The sequence below is a fragment of the Tsukamurella serpentis genome (assembly GCF_054780975.1).
Genome location: NZ_BAAGVH010000004.1, coordinates 183,075 through 199,218, shown reverse-complemented (window position 1 = coordinate 199,218; position 16,144 = coordinate 183,075). Strand labels below are relative to the sequence as shown.

13 protein-coding genes are annotated in these 16,144 nt (G+C 70.1%); all 13 read right to left on the bottom strand.

All coding sequences use genetic code 11. The features are described 5' to 3' along the window. Window positions 1-36: 36 nt before the first annotated feature. Window positions 37-1,017 carry a TIGR03621 family F420-dependent LLM class oxidoreductase gene (locus ACYVHG_RS12760; RefSeq protein ID WP_461167832.1) on the bottom strand — a complete coding sequence of 327 codons (981 nt, stop codon included), beginning with the start codon at window positions 1,015-1,017 and terminating at the stop codon, window positions 37-39. A 206-nt stretch (window positions 1,018-1,223) separates the two neighbouring features. Then, entirely contained in the window at window positions 1,224-2,168 is a 945-nt protein-coding gene (locus ACYVHG_RS12755) for a cutinase family protein (protein WP_461167831.1), read from the bottom strand. Between the two features lie 19 nt (window positions 2,169-2,187). Then, a complete protein-coding gene (locus tag ACYVHG_RS12750; protein ID WP_461167830.1) occupies window positions 2,188-3,192 on the bottom strand; it encodes a cutinase family protein in 1,005 nt (334 codons plus the stop codon). A 3-nt stretch (window positions 3,193-3,195) separates the two neighbouring features. Beyond that, on the bottom strand, window positions 3,196-3,666 hold the full coding sequence (locus ACYVHG_RS12745) for a DUF732 domain-containing protein (protein WP_461167829.1): 471 nt from the start codon (window positions 3,664-3,666) through the stop codon (window positions 3,196-3,198). A gap of 76 nt (window positions 3,667-3,742) precedes the next feature. Further along, window positions 3,743-5,371: an alpha/beta hydrolase-fold protein gene (locus ACYVHG_RS12740; RefSeq protein ID WP_461167828.1), complete on the bottom strand. Its 1,629-nt coding sequence runs from the start codon at window positions 5,369-5,371 to the stop codon at window positions 3,743-3,745. A 51-nt stretch (window positions 5,372-5,422) separates the two neighbouring features. After that, window positions 5,423-7,429, bottom strand: a complete 2,007-nt coding sequence (gene zomB, locus ACYVHG_RS12735; RefSeq protein ID WP_461167827.1) for a flagellar motor control protein ZomB — start codon at window positions 7,427-7,429, stop codon at window positions 5,423-5,425. Further along, a complete protein-coding gene (locus ACYVHG_RS12730; RefSeq protein WP_461167826.1) occupies window positions 7,407-8,327 on the bottom strand; it encodes a decaprenyl-phosphate phosphoribosyltransferase in 921 nt (306 codons plus the stop codon). The genes zomB and ACYVHG_RS12730 overlap by 23 nt, the downstream gene beginning before the upstream one ends. Continuing rightward, window positions 8,327-8,881 carry a phosphatase PAP2 family protein gene (locus tag ACYVHG_RS12725; RefSeq protein ID WP_461167901.1) on the bottom strand — a complete coding sequence of 185 codons (555 nt, stop codon included), beginning with the start codon at window positions 8,879-8,881 and terminating at the stop codon, window positions 8,327-8,329. The genes ACYVHG_RS12730 and ACYVHG_RS12725 overlap by 1 nt, the downstream gene beginning before the upstream one ends. 41 nt (window positions 8,882-8,922) lie before the next feature. Next, window positions 8,923-10,851, bottom strand: a complete 1,929-nt coding sequence (locus ACYVHG_RS12720; RefSeq protein WP_461167825.1) for a glycosyltransferase — start codon at window positions 10,849-10,851, stop codon at window positions 8,923-8,925. Then, window positions 10,852-12,051, bottom strand: coding sequence for a UDP-galactopyranose mutase (glf, locus tag ACYVHG_RS12715; protein WP_461167824.1), 1,200 nt, complete (start codon window positions 12,049-12,051; stop codon window positions 10,852-10,854). 59 nt (window positions 12,052-12,110) lie between these two features. Continuing rightward, a complete protein-coding gene (locus ACYVHG_RS12710) occupies window positions 12,111-14,333 on the bottom strand; it encodes a SpoIID/LytB domain-containing protein (RefSeq protein WP_461167823.1) in 2,223 nt (740 codons plus the stop codon). Between the two features lie 178 nt (window positions 14,334-14,511). Further along, window positions 14,512-15,384 carry an HAD family hydrolase gene (locus tag ACYVHG_RS12705; RefSeq protein ID WP_461167822.1) on the bottom strand — a complete coding sequence of 291 codons (873 nt, stop codon included), beginning with the start codon at window positions 15,382-15,384 and terminating at the stop codon, window positions 14,512-14,514. Next, the gene (locus ACYVHG_RS12700; RefSeq protein ID WP_461167821.1) at window positions 15,377-16,141 is read right to left on the bottom strand and encodes a lysophospholipid acyltransferase family protein; all 765 of its coding nucleotides are present in this window, start codon (window positions 16,139-16,141) and stop codon (window positions 15,377-15,379) included. Before ACYVHG_RS12700 ends, ACYVHG_RS12705 begins: the two co-directional genes overlap by 8 nt. Between the last annotated feature and the right edge of the window lie 3 nt (window positions 16,142-16,144).

Sequence of the window (16,144 nt, the reverse complement as noted above, 5' to 3'; positions counted from 1 at the left end):
GTACCGCGCGCCGACGGGCAGGGCGAAAACCGTCGGTCACTCGCCCTTGAGCTGTTCCAGAACGGGGGCGAAGGCCTCCATCTGAGTCGGCACCACGCCGACGTACGACATTCCGGTGGCGGCGCGGGTGGCCCGCACCTGGTCGGCGATCTCGTCGAAGGTGCCGATCGCCAGATAGGGCGAGCCGAGCACATCCTCGATGGTGACCTCCTTGTCGACCTCGATGTTCGCGGACAGTCCCCGCTCGATCGCCTTGAGCGCGAACTCCGCCACCTGCTCACGGTCATCGGTGACCACGATGGTCGCGATGGACCAGGACAGCTCGATATCGGCGAACCGATCGCCCGCGGCGGCCTTGACGATCTCGACCTTCTTCTTCACCGCATCCATCGACATCGTCGACATCTTGAGCTTGCCCTCGGGATTGCTCGTCGGGTTGATCGACACGACGTCGGCGCGGCGTGCCGCCAGCTGCAGCATCCGCGGGCCACCGGCGCCGATCGCGATCGGCGGGCGCGGCCCCTGACGCGGACGCGGATAGCCCTTGAGCTCGCTGACCTTGAAGACCTCACCCTCGAACTCGGCCTCCTGGCCGCGCAGCAGCGCGTCGAGCACCGTCAGGCCCTCGTCGAGGCGCCGGATACGCCGGGCGGGCGATTCGAACTCGATGCCGGCCTGGTCGAAGTCGTCCTTGAACGCGCCCAGCCCCAGACCGATCTCCAGACGGCCCTTCGAGAGCACGTCGATGGTGGTGAGCTCCTTGGCCAGGATCGCCGGGTGCCGGAAGGGCATCGCCAGCATGGAGGTGGCCAGCCGGATCTTGTCGGTGGTGACCGCGAGCGCACCCAGCGCGGCCAGCGGGCCGACCTGCGCATCGAGCCGGTCCGGGATCGCGAAGGTGTCGAAGCCCAGTTCCTCGGCCTCCTGCGCCAGCTTCACGAACTTGCGCGCACCGCCCTCGTCGGCGTTGCCGGCACCGCCCGCGGCGAATCGGAACTTGCGGGGCTCAGTGGTCACGTGTGGGTACTCCTGGTCGGGCGTGGTGCGGTGGTGGACGTTGCGCACAGCCTAACCGCTGCCCAGCCGTGCCTCGGTCACGCTGCGGATCCGGCGCCCGCTGACCTCCCACCACCCGGGACAGCCGTCCCTGCTTCGCGATGCTCTCCCGAGAGCGCGGAATCGTGTGCTGTCGACCCCCCTCAGCGGGGGTCGACAGCACACGATCACTTGGTCTTGGGGGCCTTGTCGATCACCCCGACGGCCCAGCCGGTGAGCCACTGCGGGGCGGTCTTGCCGTCCAGGGACCAGTTCGCAGTGGTGCCGTACGCGGCGTGCGAGTTCTGGGTGATCGTGGAGACCACCTGCGGCAGGCCGGTGGCCAGGCCGAGCAGTCCGCCGCGGGGCTGGTTGCAGATCGGATCGTTCGAGCCGCAGATGGTGACCACGCGGTCGTTCACCGAGCCGAAACCACCATCGCGCTTACCCTGCAGATCGACCCCCGAGAAGCTGAACCCCGAGAAGGTCACCTCGACACCCTCACCAGCGGGGTCGGGGCCGATCGCGCGACCCTCGCCCTGTACCCGCCGGCTGTCCGAGATCAGACCGACCCCGAGCAGCCGCTCCGCGGCGATCGGACCCCGGCCGGCGCCGATCGAGGCGGCGATGTTGCCGGCGATCGTCGCACCCTGGGAGAATCCGACGAAGACGAACGCGGTGCGCGGGCAGCGCTGCGAGACCTTGGTGATCTGCGCCACCGCCCGGTCGGTCCCCTGCTGCCGGGACGCCTGGTAGGTCATCTGTCCGTCCGGCGGGACCGCGATCGGGTTGTGGAACTGCGCGGTGTAGTTCAGGGTCCACACCTCGGCGCGGGTCCGCGGGTACCGCTTCTGCAGCGGATTGCTCACCGAGAGCATCAGCGATCGCGGGTTCGCGGTCGGCCGCATCGGATCGTCGGCGGCCGAGGATTCCCAGGTGCCGGGGAAGGACAGCACCTCGACATCGGGACAGTCCGCCGCCTGGGTGCCGGTGGGCGGCCCCGGTGGAGTGACCTCCGGCTTGCGGAGGGTCGAGATGATGAGCATGACCACCACCACGATCGCGATCAGTGCCGCGACCGCGACCGCGATGCCGAACAGGCCCAGCGCGCGACTTCTCTTCGTTCCCGCCATTCCTATGTGGATACCAGCACTAGCTGTGCGGAGGCTTAGGCGCCCTGTCGGTCACACCCCGCGCCCAGCCCTGCATCCACTGCACCGCGGTACGACCATCGGCCGACCAGTCCGCGGTGGTCGCGTACAGCGCGTGCGAGTTCCCGGTGAGCACCTTCTGCAGCTCGGGCAGGGTGGTGGCCACCTGTCCGGCCTGGAAGATGTCCTTGGGCTGGTTGCAGATCGGATCCTTCGTCCCGCACAGGGAGACGGTGCGGTCCTTGACCGCGCCGAACCCGCCCTCACGCTTACCGCGCAGCGCCAGGCTGCCGAAGCTGAACCCGCCGTACGCGACCTCGACGCCCACTCCGGGCGGGTTCGGCCCCACGGTCCGGGCGTCGCCCGGCTCGCGACGCGGGTCCGAGATCAGGCCCACACCCAGCACGTTCTCCGCCGGGATCACTCCCTTACCGGCCCCGATCTCGCCGGCGATGTCGCCCGCGATCACCGCTCCCTGGGAGAAGCCCATCAGCACGAAGCCGGTCAGCTTGCACCTGGCGTAGACCTTCTTGATCTGCGCGATCGACCTGTCGTACCCCTCGGTGCGCGAGTTCTCGTAGGAGGCCTGCCCGTCCGGCGGAATGGCGACGGGGTTCGACAGTTGCGCCACGTACGGGGTGGTCCAGATGTCGGCGCGGGCCTTCCCGACGGCCTGCTGCAGCGGACCGGTGATCTTGAGCATGAGCGACGCCGGGTTCGCCGTGGGCCGGTACGGATCGTCCTTGGAGGACGATTCCAGGGTGCCCGGCACCGAGATCACCTGCACGTCCGGGCAGTCGGCCGGCTGCGAGGAGGGCCGGTCCACCACACGCGAGGTGCTCGGCGCGGAGCTGTCCGTGGCGGCCGGCGGCAGCGACGGCCCGGGGCGCAGCCAGGTGCCCACCAGGATGGCCAGCAGCACCAGCGCGATCACCACGATCACGCCGACCACGATCATCAGCGGTGAGAACCGGCGCCGCGGCGCTCCGGGCTGTTGCTGCGTCATCGATTACGCCTTGCAGTACGAGGACCGCGCCTCGGCGATGAACTTGCCGGCATTGCCCTTGGCGTTGTCGCCGTCGTACGGGCCGAGGATGCCCACCACGAAGGGTTCGAGGTTCTTGGCGTCGCGGCCGGACTTGTCGTACTCGCAGGCGAACTGCGCGGCGTTGATCAGCACGTCGTCGGGCGCCTTGATACCCAGGCCACGGACCTTGCCGATGAAGTCCTGGTCCTTGCCGGTCTTGCCGGGAGCGGTGACGGCGCTGCTGCCGGGGTAGCCCGACGGTGCGGTGGCCGAGGAGCCGGGAGCGGTCGCGGGCAGCGAGGTGGGGCCGCTGCTGGCGGCGCCGCTGTCGGAGCCGCCGCCGACCGGAGTGGTGGGGGCGGTCACCGTCGAACTACCGCCGCAGGCCACCGCTCCGAGCAGCACCCCGCCCGTGATCACAGCTGCCGAGAATGCCCCACGAAGTCCAGCCATATCCATCTCCTTGAAGTACGCGCATGACGACGCTGCCAGGCTACCGGCTGTGCGCGGCGCCACGTTCGCACCGGCCTCAGCGGACCGCCGTCACTCCGTTGACCAGGGTGATCGCTCCCCGCTCGAACCGCTGCTCGAATCCGCCGGGGATGGGTGCCGGGTCGGCGACGGGGAAGCCCAGACGTCCGCCCTCGTAGCCCTGCTTGGCCCACTCCGCGGCGATCGGACCGTTGCTCACCAGGGTGGCCGGGGTCTTCGGGGTCCAGTAGAGGTGGCCGCCCTGGAAGCGCTGGAAGGCGCCGCCCTTGACCGCGATCTCATCGGAGACCGGCAGGCCGAGCGGGGACCGCTCGTAGCCGAGCGCCGCGTACTTGGCGCCGATCGCGCCGACCGCCGCGTGTGCGCCGGTCTGCGGTGACCAGTACACGGTGCCGCGCTGGAACTGCTGGAAACGCCCCTTGTCGCCGGGCAGGGACCGCTCCCCGGAGGTGGGGTGGCCGAGTGCGCCGCCCGGTCCGCCGGCTTCGAGGTAGGCGCCGCCGATCGCACCGGCGACCACCTGGGCGCCGGTATCGGCGGACCAGTAGACCTGGCCACCGCGGAAGTCCTGCGCCCGGCCGCCGGGCACCGGGTACTCGCCGGTGATGCACGAGCCGAGGGTGCGCACCGTCGGAGCGAGCGCACCGATCGCGCCGCCGCTCTGGCACGGCTTGGGACCGGGGACGCCGAGCGCCGCCTGCACCTGCGGCCAGGCCTCGCCGTTCTCGAACTGCCAGTACGGCCAGCTGTGATCGCCGGAGGGGCGGTACACGGCGTTCGCCGGGATTCCGAGCCGGTTGAGTTCGATCGCGAAGGCCTGGTTCGACGAGCGGGAGAGCACCTCCAGCGCCATCGCCTGCACGTCGTTGGGCTTGCCGGCGGCGCTGGAACCGTTACCGGAACTGAAGTAGAGGCTGGTGCCGCGCAGCTTCTCGGCCAGCTTGAGCGGATCGTGCTGCGCCCAGGCCGGGTCGGTGGGCGGACCGTACATGGCGTCGGCGTTGAAGTTCCCGGCGTCACGCATCGCGATCCCGATCGACTCGGGGGTGCCCGCGCTGCTGGTGGACAGGATGCCGGAGTAGGAGCCGGCGAACCGGAACAGTCCCTTGTTGCGGGCGGCGAGGGTGAACGCGGCGGTGCCGCCCATCGAGACACCGGCGGCGGCACGGGCGTCGGTGGCGCGCCAACCCTGCGCCAGCAGCGGCGGGAGCTCCTTGGCCAGGAAGCTCTCCCACTTGTAGTTCCGGCCGTTGTCCGGGCGTCGCCAATCGGTGTACCAGCTGGACTGCCCGCCGACCGGCAGCACGACGGTGACGTTCTTGTCACGGTAGAAGTCGGCGGCGTTGGTCTCCAACAGCCAGCCGTTCTGATCGTCGCGGGCACGCATCCCGTCGAGCAGGTACAGGGTTGCGAACCTGGCCTTCGGATCGACGTGCCAGTCCCGGGCCAGCAGCAACTGGACCTTGACGGTGTCGTTCATCGCGGCCGAGTAGACCGACAGGTCCACCCGGTGGTCGCCCTGCCACTGCGCGCCGGTGATCCGGGACTTCTGGGCGGCCGGGTCGGCGTGCGCCGGGGCGGGGTTCAGCGCCGACGGTGCCACGGCGCCGCCGGCCGCCAGTACCGTGGCGACGAGCAGTGTTCCGAAGCGGCCCATCGATGACATGGGAACAGTGTTACACGTCTGTGATTCACGGTCCGGCAGCCACACGGACGGTCAGTTCGCCGGCATCGTCTTCTGCTCGGGGGTGAGCGGCGGCGGCACGTCCAGACGGCACATGCGCAGCGTGTACTCCGGCACCCGGTCGATCCGCAGGCCCATGTTCGCCAGCGAGAGCTTGATGTTCCGCTTGAACAGTTCCCGCGTCAGCGGAGCAGTGTACGACTGCTGCAACTGCTGGATCTGCGGGCAGGCCAGCGCCGCGCGGGACTGGTTCACCCAGTCCGGATCGATGAACGGCGGCAGCGCCGGACGCTTCGGGTACGCCTTCGCCTCCGCGACCGCCCAGTCCGGGAACATCTCCTTGTCGTGCCCGATCCGGCCGTCCTGCAGCCGGCTGGTGTGCGAGGCCATCGGCCAGGCCAGGCCGATCTGGTCCCACACCCGCACGTCCAGCGGCAGGTTCATCCCGGTCATGCCCAGGTTGGTGAAGAACACCGTCTGCCGCTGCTCGACATCGTCCGGCAACGGGTACGGCAGCGGATCGATGAACCACCAGTCGTAGTCGAACGAGGGCAGGTACACCCCGCCGCGCGGGGTGGCGCGCAGGATGTCACGCAACGCCTGCATACGCGGATAGTCCAGATAGTCGTCGGCGGTCAGCGGATGCGCGTGCCCGGTCTGCAGCGAGTAGAACGCCCGCTCGTCGACGATGCCCGACTTTCCGATCGCGGTCCCGTCGGGCTGGCCGCGGAAGGTGGAGGCGTGCAGCGCCCAGCCGATCACCAGCACCCACAGCACCGCGGCGATCACCGCGCCCGCGGTCCCGCCGGCGAGCCGGGCCAGGCCGCGCACCGTCGAATCCTCGGGGCGCCGCGACGGAAGCCGCAGCGGGATCACCATCACCGGGAGCAGCAGCAGGAACAGCGGCGCGAGCAGCACCCGGCCGGACATGAAATCGCCGCCCTGGCGCACCCAGTACACGGCCTCGGCGACTCCGCCGAGGAACATCACGGTCACGATCACCGCCGGACGCTGCAGCTGATCCCGCAGGCCGCGGGCACCGCCGCGGGGCAACCGGAAGCGTCCGGTCAGCGGGGCGCGGGCACCGAGCGTGGGCAGCACGATCAGTGGGGCGACGATCAGCAGCGCCAGCACCGGCAGCCACAGCGAATAGGGCTCGACCAGGTTCATCAGATAGGTCAGGCCCTGATCCCACTTCGAACCGCTGGCGTCCTTGGCGACCGCGGTGTTGGGCACCGGCAGGCCGTAGTAGCCCATCCGGAAGATCTGGTAACCCACCGGCAGCAGGCCGGCCGCGAGCACCACGGCGAGCCGCCGAAACAGCCCGATCGGGGCCACGAACATCACCAGCAGCACCAGCGCACCGACCAGAGCCATCTCCGGGCGCACCAGCCAGGACAGTCCGGCGACGAAGGCAGTGGCCACGGTGAGCGCCCAGGTGCGGATCGTCTCGCCCCTGCCGAGCGGTTCCCGCTCGGCCTGCGACCAGGCGATCGCGAGCCACCACAGCAGCGCCACCCAGAAGATGGTCAGCGACACCTCCAGACCGGAGGTCGCGAAGTCCCGGGCCGGCGGCAGCGCCAGGTACACCAGGCCACCGGCGGGCAGCAGCATCAGCCGCGACCCGCGCAACCGGCGCCAGCCCGGTCCGCCCTGGTAGAGCCGAGCGGTTCCGGCCATGGCCAGCGGTAGCGCCGCGACCGAGAGCACCAGTGCGACGGTGAGCACCACGTACTCGGTCTGCACATCGCTGATCCAGGAGAAGAACCAGATCAGGTAGGTCCACGCGGCGGAGGTGTTCACCTCCACCCGCTCCCCGATGTTGAAGACCGGTCCGTTGCCCGCGAGCAGGTTCCGGACCGTGCGCAGCACGATCAGCCCGTCGTCGGCGATCCAGCGACGCTGCCAGGCTCCGTAGGCGAACAGGGCCGCGGTCACGGCCATGCCCAGCCACAGGGTCACCCGGGGCAGGCCGGACCCGCCGGTGCTGCTCCCCGGCGATACCGGGGTGGTTGTTTCAGGCGAAGTAGACCGCGGCAACGACTGTTCCAATCCACGCGATCGCGAGAACCTGAAGCACGCGGTCACCCAGGGCGATCTCCTCGGGTTCCCCCGCCTCGCCACCGTCGACGTCGACGGCGTAGCGCAGGATGGCGACGGTGAACGGCACCATCGACAGCGAATACCAGATGTTGTTCGGGTGCGCGGTCTTGTCGAAGGCCCACAGTCCGTAGCAGAGCACCACCGAGGTCGCCGCGAGCGTCCACACGAAGCGCAGGTAGGTGGTGGTGTAGTACTCCAGCGACTTGCGGATCTTCGCGCCGGTCCGCTCCGCGAGCTGCAGCTCGGCGTAGCGCTTACCGGCGGCCATGAACAGCGAACCGAATGCCATCACCAGCAGGAACCACTGGGACAGGCCCTTGGGCAGTTCGGCGGCCATGCCACCGGCGACCGCGCGCAGCAGGAAGCCGGAACTGACGATGCAGATGTCGATCACGGCCTGGTGCTTGAGGCCGAAGCAGTAGCCCAGCTGGATCACGATGTACACCGCGATCACCACCGCGAGCTGCCAGTTCGCCAGCAGGGACACGGCGATCGCACCGGCGCCGAAGATCACCGAGAGCACGTAGGCGAGGTTCACCGGGACCACACCGGCGGCGATCGGGCGGAACCGTTTGGTGGGATGCGCGCGGTCGGCCTCGACGTCCAGGGCGTCGTTGATCAGGTAGATCGACGACGCGGCCAGGCAGAAGGCGATGAACGCGATACCGACCCCGGCGAACTCGACGTGTTCGAGCTGCTCGCGGCCGGCCGCCAGCGGGGCCACCACCACCAGGACGTTCTTGACCCACTGCCGGGGGCGGATGGCCTTGATCAGTCCGGTGGCGAGGTTCGACGGCGCTTTCGGCTCGCCGTGCTCGATCGGCTCCTCGCTCATCAGTGGTCCGACCCCTTCTCGTTCTTCGTCTCGACGCTGCGCGCCGCGCGGCGCGTCCACAGTCTCTCACCCTCGATCGCGGCCAGTGCGCTCGCCGCACCGATCGCGGCCCCCGCGGCCACATCCGTCGGGTAGTGCACGCCGAGCACCATCCGTGAGGTGACCATCGGCGGCACCACCAGCGCGGGGGCCAGCAGTTCGCCGTGCGGAACGCCGGACGCGCGGCCGAGCAGGATCGCACCCGCGGTCGACGAGGTGGCGTGCGAGGAGGGGAAACTGAGCTTGCTCGGAGTGCTCACCCCGACGCTGATGTACGGGTGGTCGGGGCGCTTGCGCCGGACGATCCGCTTGATCACCACGGACGCGGCGTGCGCGGCGAAGGCGCCGGCACCGGCGGTCAGGTACTGCCGCCGCCGGGACGGATGCAGCACCGCACCCAGCGCGGCCAGCCCCATCCAGCCGAGGGAGTGCTCACCGAAGTGACTGAGGCCGCGCGCCGCGGGCAGCACACCGGGACGCCCGGCGAGCTGGGCCTGCACACCCACCAGGATCATCTCCTCCGGGCTGAGCGCCGGCTCCGGGACACTGTCGTGGCTCACTTGCTCTCCTCGCTCGGGCCCGCTTCCGGTTCGAAGATCTTCGACCAGGCCTCACGGCTGGTCAGATCCGCGTACGCGGAACGGTAGCGCTGGCGCATCTCCTCGAAACGGCGGTCCACCTCACGGTGCACGGCCAGGCTCTCGCGCATCAGCGCGAACATCTTGTCCCGGTCGCGCTGGCGGTAGACCACGCCCCGTCCGTCGGCGGTGGTGACGGTGACCCCGTCCACCCGGCCCAGGCTGAACCAGCGGGCCTCCAGCGGCGGGTAGTTGGCCTGCGGTACCTCGTGGTTGCGCGGGTCGGCCGGGCGCAGGTTGTTGCGCACCGCCTTGGCCAGCGTCGAGACCTTGGTGAGCGGGTTGAGCGGGATCTTGGACCCGTACGCGGTGGCCGCCCCGGTGGTGCGCGGAAGTTCGGTCGCACTGGGCAGGACGACGGCGTCCGGGAACTCCTTGCGCATCTGCGCGACCTTGGGCAGTGCCGTCGGCAGCAGGTCGTAGAGCGCTTCCGGGCCGCGCAGGAAGTCGCGCATCGCCTCGATCTGGATCGCGACGGTGGAGTACTCCAGGCACAGCAGGTGCTTCATCAGCGCCTTGATCGAGCTGGTCATGATGCCGCGGGTGCTGCCCTCGTGGTGCAGCGCGGCCACCACCAGCCGGTTGCGCAGGTGGAAGTAGGCCTGCCAGTCGATCGCGTCGTCCTTGTCGGACCAGGCCATGTGCCAGATCGCGATACCGGGCACCGTCGCAGTGGGGTAGCCGTGTTCGGCGGCGCGCAGGCCGTAGTCCCAGTCGTCCCACTTGATGAACAGGGGCAGCGGCAGGCCGATCTCCTCGGCCGCCACGCGCGGGATCAGGCACATCCACCAGCCGTTGCCGTCGACGTCGATCCGGCGGTGCAGGTTCTTGCTGTGGTCCCGGTCGCTGAGCGGGTACTCCGCGAAGTCGTGGTCGTACTCGACGTTCGGCGCCGCGGTCCACATGAAGGAGTTGCGGTCGATGACCTCGCCCATGCAGTGCAGGTGGCTGCGGTCCTGCAGGTTGAGCATCTGCCCGCCGACCAGCATCGGGCTCTTGGCGAACCGGGCGAACTGCAGCGCGCGCAGGATCGAGTCGGGCTCGATGGCGATGTCGTCGTCCATGTACAGCACGTACGGGCTGTCGGTCAGGCGCAGCGCCTCGTACATGATCCGGCCGTAGCCGCCGGACCCGCCGAGATTGCCCTGCTCGAACCGGTGGTAGCGATCGCCCAGCGGCGCGATGGCGGCCTCGAAGTCCGGGTGGTCGACGACCCGCTTGTTTCCCTGATCGGGCATCAGGACGGCGTCGATCACCTCGTCGACCAGGGGGTCTCCGGTGAGTGCGCGGACCGCGGCGACGGCATCGTCGGGGCGGTTGAAGGTGGGGATGCCGACGGTGACCCGCTTGTCCGGCAGTCCCTCCTCGCCGACCGTGGCGTACCAGCCGGCCGAGATGATCTCGGTGTCGGCGTCGGCGGTCACGTCGAACCAGATCCAGCCGCCGTCCTCGAACGGTCCGAGGTCGGTGGCGAATTCGGCGATGCCGTAGCCGGTGGCGTCGGTCTCCACCAGGCGCCCGCCGAGCGCGATGCGGGAACCGTCCACCTTGGAGCGGTAGAGGTCGACGCGGGCGGTGCCCTTGAGCTCGATCCGCAGCACCACCTCGGTGAGCACGGTCCAGCGGCGCCAGTACGAGGCCGGGAAGGCGTTGAAGTAGGTCGCGAAGCTGACCTCGGACTCACCGGCGACGTTGAGCGAGGTGCGAGTGGGAGCGTGCGAGCGGCGCGAGTTGGTCTGTGCCTCCTCGAGGTACAGCGAGCGGACGTCGAGCGGCTCACCCGGCCGCGGCAGGATGACGCGCTGGAGCAGGGTCTGGGCGCGGTTCGCGCCGGCTTCCGTGGTCACTCAGGCCTCCTCGGTGAGCGCGGCACCGGTTGTCAGATGCGGCGCCACGATGTTGTCGAACATCGACAGCGCGCTGGCGATCGCCATGTGCATGTCGAGGTACTGGTAGGTGCCCAGACGCCCGCCGAAGAGGACCTTGGCCTCAGCGGCCTCGGTCTTGGCCAGGTCGCGGTACGCGGCGAGCATCTCCCGGTCGGCGGGGGTGTTGATCGGGTAGTAGGGCTCGTCGTCGTCGTTGGCGAAGCGGCCGAACTCGCGCATGATCACGGTCTTGTCGGTGGGGTAATCGCGTTCGGGGTGGAAGTGGCGGAACTCGTGGATGCGGGTGTAGCGGACGTCCGCGTCGTTGTAGTTCATCACCGGGGTGCCCTGGAAGTCGCCGGTGGGCAGCACCTCGGTCTCGAAGTCGAGGGTGCGCCAGCCGAGGCGGCCCGCGGAGTAGTCGAAGTAGCGGTCCAGCGGACCGGTGTACACCACGGGCGCGTCGGGGGACGCGGCGCGCAGTTCGTCCCTCACGTCGAACCAGTCGGTGTCCAGTTGCACGTCGATCAGATCGGACGCCGCCATGTTCTCCAGCCACGCGGTGTACCCGTCGACGGGCAGGCCCTCGTAGGTGTCGTTGAAGTAGCGGTTGTCGAAGTTGTAGCGGACCGGCAGGCGGGTGATGTTGCCGGCGGGCAGGTTCTTGGGATCGGTCTCCCACTGCTTGGCGGTGTAGTGCTTGATGAACGCCTCGTAGAGCGGGCGGCCGACCAGGCTGATCGCCTTCTCCTCGAAGTTCTGCGCCTGCTTGGAGTCGAACTCGGAGGCCTGCTCGGCGATCAGGGCACGGGCCTCGTCGGGGGTGAAGTACCGGCCGAAGAACTGGCTGACCAGCCCCAGCCCGAGCGGGAACTGGTAGGCCTGGCCGTCGTGCATGGCGAAGACCCGGTGCTGGTAGCCGGTGAACGCGGTGAATCGGTTCACGTAATCCCAGACGCGCTGGTTGGAGGTGTGGAACAGGTGCGCTCCGTACTTGTGCACCTCGATCCCGGTCTCGGGTTCGGCCTCGGAGTAGGCGTTGCCGCCCAGGTGCGGCCTGCGCTCGATCACGAGCACCCGCTTGCCCAGTTCGGCGGCGGTGCGCTCGGCGATGGTCAGGCCGAAGAATCCGGAGCCCACCACGATGAGGTCATAGGTCTGAGGAGAGGAGGTCGCCACGGACGTTCAGGGTACCGGCAGGTGGCGCCGCGCGGCGCCACCCGCCTCACCGGGTGTGATCAAGCCGGAGCGCCGGGCACCGTCGGCACCGGCAGCGGGGTCGAACCCGCCGCGGGCGCGGACGGTGCGGCCGGTGCGCTGCCGGCCGACGGGGCGCTGCCGGCCGAGGGGGCGCCGGCTGCGGACGGCGTCCCCGGTGCGCTCGGGGCGCTCGGGGCACCCGGGACACTCGGGGCGCCGGACTGCGGTGCTGCCGGTGCTGCCGGTGCAGTCTCGGCGCCCGGGGTGACCGGCACCGCGGGCACGCCCGCCGGCGCCGCGCCCGGATTCGGGTTGATCCCCAGCAGGTCTCCCCAGCCGGGGATCAGGTTCAGCAGCGGCAGCGCCGGCAGGCTCGGAGCCCCGCCCGCGGCGAACGCGGTGACCCAGTTGAGCAGGGTGGCCGGTGCGGCGACGCCGGAGGGCACCACCTGTGCGCCGCTGGCCTTGGAGAAGTAGATGGTCCCGTTCTGGTACGACTGGAACATCGAGCCGTCCGGGAAGGTGACCGGATTGGCCACCGCCCGGCCCAGAGTGCCGCCCTCGCCACCGGCCGCGGCGTAGGCGGCCTCCACCGCTTCCTTACCGGAGACGCCCGGCGCAGCCGGGGTCGCGGCCGGTGGAGCGGGGATACCGGGGATCGCCGGAGCCGCCGGAGCGGTCGGTGCCGCCGGGGCGCCGGGGGCAGCGGGCACCGCCGGTGCCGCCGCGCCGGGAGCCGATCCGGCCGGAGCGGCCGGGGCCGCGCCGGGCACCGTCGGGATCGCCGGAGCTGCGGGGGCGCCTGGGACTGCCGCGGCTGCCGGAGCTGCGGGTGCCGCCGGCGCTGCCGGAGCTGCCGGAGCTGCGGACGCACCGGGCGAGGCGGTCGCGGTGCTCGCGCCCTGCGGCGCGATCTGCGAGGCGTTCGGAGCCGTGGGCACCGGGTTGAACGGGTCCACCGGCGCTGCCACGATCTGCCGATCCACCGCGCGCCCGGGCACCGGGTCACTCGGTGCTCCCGGCCCGCCGGGGGCCGACGGTGCGGCCGGCGCACCGGGAGCCGACGGTGCGGCCGGCGCGCCGGAGGCCGGGGCCTGACCGGCCACGGTGAACCAGTCCGAGCGCAGGCCCAGTTTCTTGCGAACGTCCTCACCGGAGACGGTGACGGTGCGGCCGGCGCCGACGATCTCCACCGACTGCACCCGCTTGGCCTGCGCGGACTGCGTCTTGACCACTCGCACCGACTTCAGCTCGCCGACGCCGAACTCCTTGGAGATCTCCCGCGCCGGGACCTTCTGCGACCAGTTCTTGTACGGCGAGACCACGTCACCGTCGTCCTTGACGGCGGGGAAGTCGCCGCCGGCGGTCCACCCACCGGTGGAGCTGGAGAACTCGGTGGCAACGGTGTACCCGTTCTTGGCCATCACCAGGCCGGCGGTGCTGCTGACCGCCTTGTCGGTGCGCGGATCCTCCTTGCCGGCGCCACCGTAGACCTGGGAGTCCTGGGTGTCGTTGTAGACGTCGCCACGCTTGACCGATTCGGCCAGCGCATAGGAGCGGGCCGCGATCGCCTGTGCGCGCAGCGCCTCGTAGCCGCCCTGATCGGCCCAGTCGACATTGCTCTCCACCGGGACCACACCGCGGGTGTAGTCCTCGATGTTGGCGATGTTGAAGACCTTGCCGTCCTTGGTGGCGACCGCGCCCCGGTAGGCGGCGTTGGTGCCGCAGAACTTCAGCAGTTCACCGGTCGGGCGGTTCGGTGCCGCGTTGAGCGGGTTGACGGTGCCGTCGGACACCGGAACGGTCTTGACCTCGGGGCCACCGCAGCCGGCCGTGATCGCGGCCTTGCCGCCGTCGATCCGTACCGCCTGACCGGGGGCGACCTGCTGATCGCCGATCTTCGCACCGGCCGGAGCCAGGACGTTCAGCGACTTCTGCGTGGTGAGCTGCACCCGCACCGGCAGGTTGGTGTCGACCTTGGAGAGCTTCGCGCCGCCGTAGTAGTGGCCCACGATCTGCTCGGCCTTCCAGCCGGACTTGGCGTAACCGAAGGCGCCCCACTGACCCAGACCCCGGCCGTGGCCGTTGCCCTGACCGGTGAAGGTGACCTCGTTGGCGGCCACGAGTTGCAGCTCTGAGGCGATGTTCGTGCTGGTGAGAAGCGCCGTCACGCCGCCGACGGCCAGGGCCGGGAGCATCGCGACGGCAACGGTACGCCGTACGCGGCGGCGACGGGGACCGCCGTCGATCCACACGGGCATGGTTTCTCCTTAGCTCGACACAGGTGAGCCCACGCGATAAGGCTCAACGTCAGGTCGAGACTAACACCATTCGCAACACTCGTCACGTAAGCAACTTCAGTCTCATTCGTCACAAACGCCACTTCCGGCCCGCACCGTCGGAGCCCGACGGTGCCCACCCCTGCCGCGCAAGGGCCGCTCAGAACCAGTGTTCGAGAACCCGGGCCACACCGTCGTCGAGATTGCTGGCGGTCACCGTGTTCGCGGCGGCACGGGCCACCGGGTGCGCGTTCCCCATGGCGACGCCCATGCTGGCCCAGCGCAGCATCTCCGAATCGTTGGGCATATCGCCGAACGCCGCGGTGCGCAGCTCGCCGGACAGGCCCAGGTGGTCGATCGCAGCCTGAATGCCGGTGGCCTTGGTGATCCCCGGCACGTGGAACTCGATCAGCCCGTTGTTGGTTGCGTAGGTGACGTCGGCGATGCCGTGCAGGTGCGGCGCGACCCGGGCGTGCATCTCGTCCGAGGTCATTCCCGGCTCGCGGACCAGCAGCTTCACCGCCGGATGGGCCAGCACCTCGGCATCGGAGGCGGTCTCGGTGTCCGGTTCGAGCCAGGCGTGCTGGTAGCCGGTGGACGCCGCGAACCGGGGCGTGGCGGCGTCGTGCTCACCGTGGGCGACCCGCTCGGCGGCGAATCCCGCACCGGGTAGGTACCGGTACACCAGTTCGGCCACCCGCCCGAGCAGCTCCGGCGACATCAGCGACGCCGACACCACCTGCGAGGTCGCGGTGTCGTAGAGCACCGCACCGTTGGCGCACACCGCGAGCGGCGCGAAGTCCAGCTGCGCGGCGATCGGGTCCACCGCGCGCGGCGGCCGCCCGGTGGCCAGCACGAAGTGCCCGCCCGCGGCGAGCACCGCGTTCACCGCCACGTGGGTGCGCAGGGTGAGCCGCTCGAAATCGTCGACCAGGGTTCCATCGACATCACTGGCGACCAGGATCGGAGCGTCGCCGAGCTCGTGGCGCTCCGGTACCCGCGGGCCGGCCGGGGGCGTCGGGGTATCAGGCACCGTCGCCCTGACGATCCTCCCGGCGGCGGCGGCGCTCGTCGAGATCGGCGGCGTCCATCGCATCGGCCTCCTCCAGCGTGGGCGCACTGCCCCCGAGCCGGCGCGGCACCCAAGGCTCGCCCTGCGGGTGCGGCCCGTAGAGGTCCTGCAGTTGCAGCAACATGGCCTGCATCTCGCTCTTCAGGCGCGCGGTGAGCTGATCCGCGGGTCCCTCCGGCTCCAGCGGATCGCACACCCCCACCAGGATCCGGAACTTGTTGCGGCCCAGTTGCTTGGGCAGGCCCTTGGTCCACAGCTGCTGCGCGCCCCAGACCACCACGGGAACGATCGGCACACCGGCCTCGATCGCCATCCGGGCGGCTCCGGACTTGAATCCCTTGAGCTCGAAGCTGCGACTGTGCGTGGCCTCGGGGTACACACCCACCAGTTCCCCGGCCTTGAGCGCGCGCACCGCGGCGGCGTAGGCGTCGGCACCGGCCTCACGGTCGACGGGGATGTGGTGCAGGGCGCGCATGATCGGCCCGGACTTCGAGTTGTCGAAGACCTCCTGCTTGGCCATGTACCGGATCTTCCGGCGGCCGGCGCTGTAGGCGGGTTTACCGCCGAAGGTGAAATCCAGATACCCGGTGTGGTTGATCGCCACCACCGCGCCGCCCGCACGCGGGAACTTCTGGAAGTCCACTTCGGTGAACCGGATGCCTTGAAGCGCCCACATGCCGCGGGCTACTTCGAGAATCGTTCCGTAGACGGGTTCCACTCC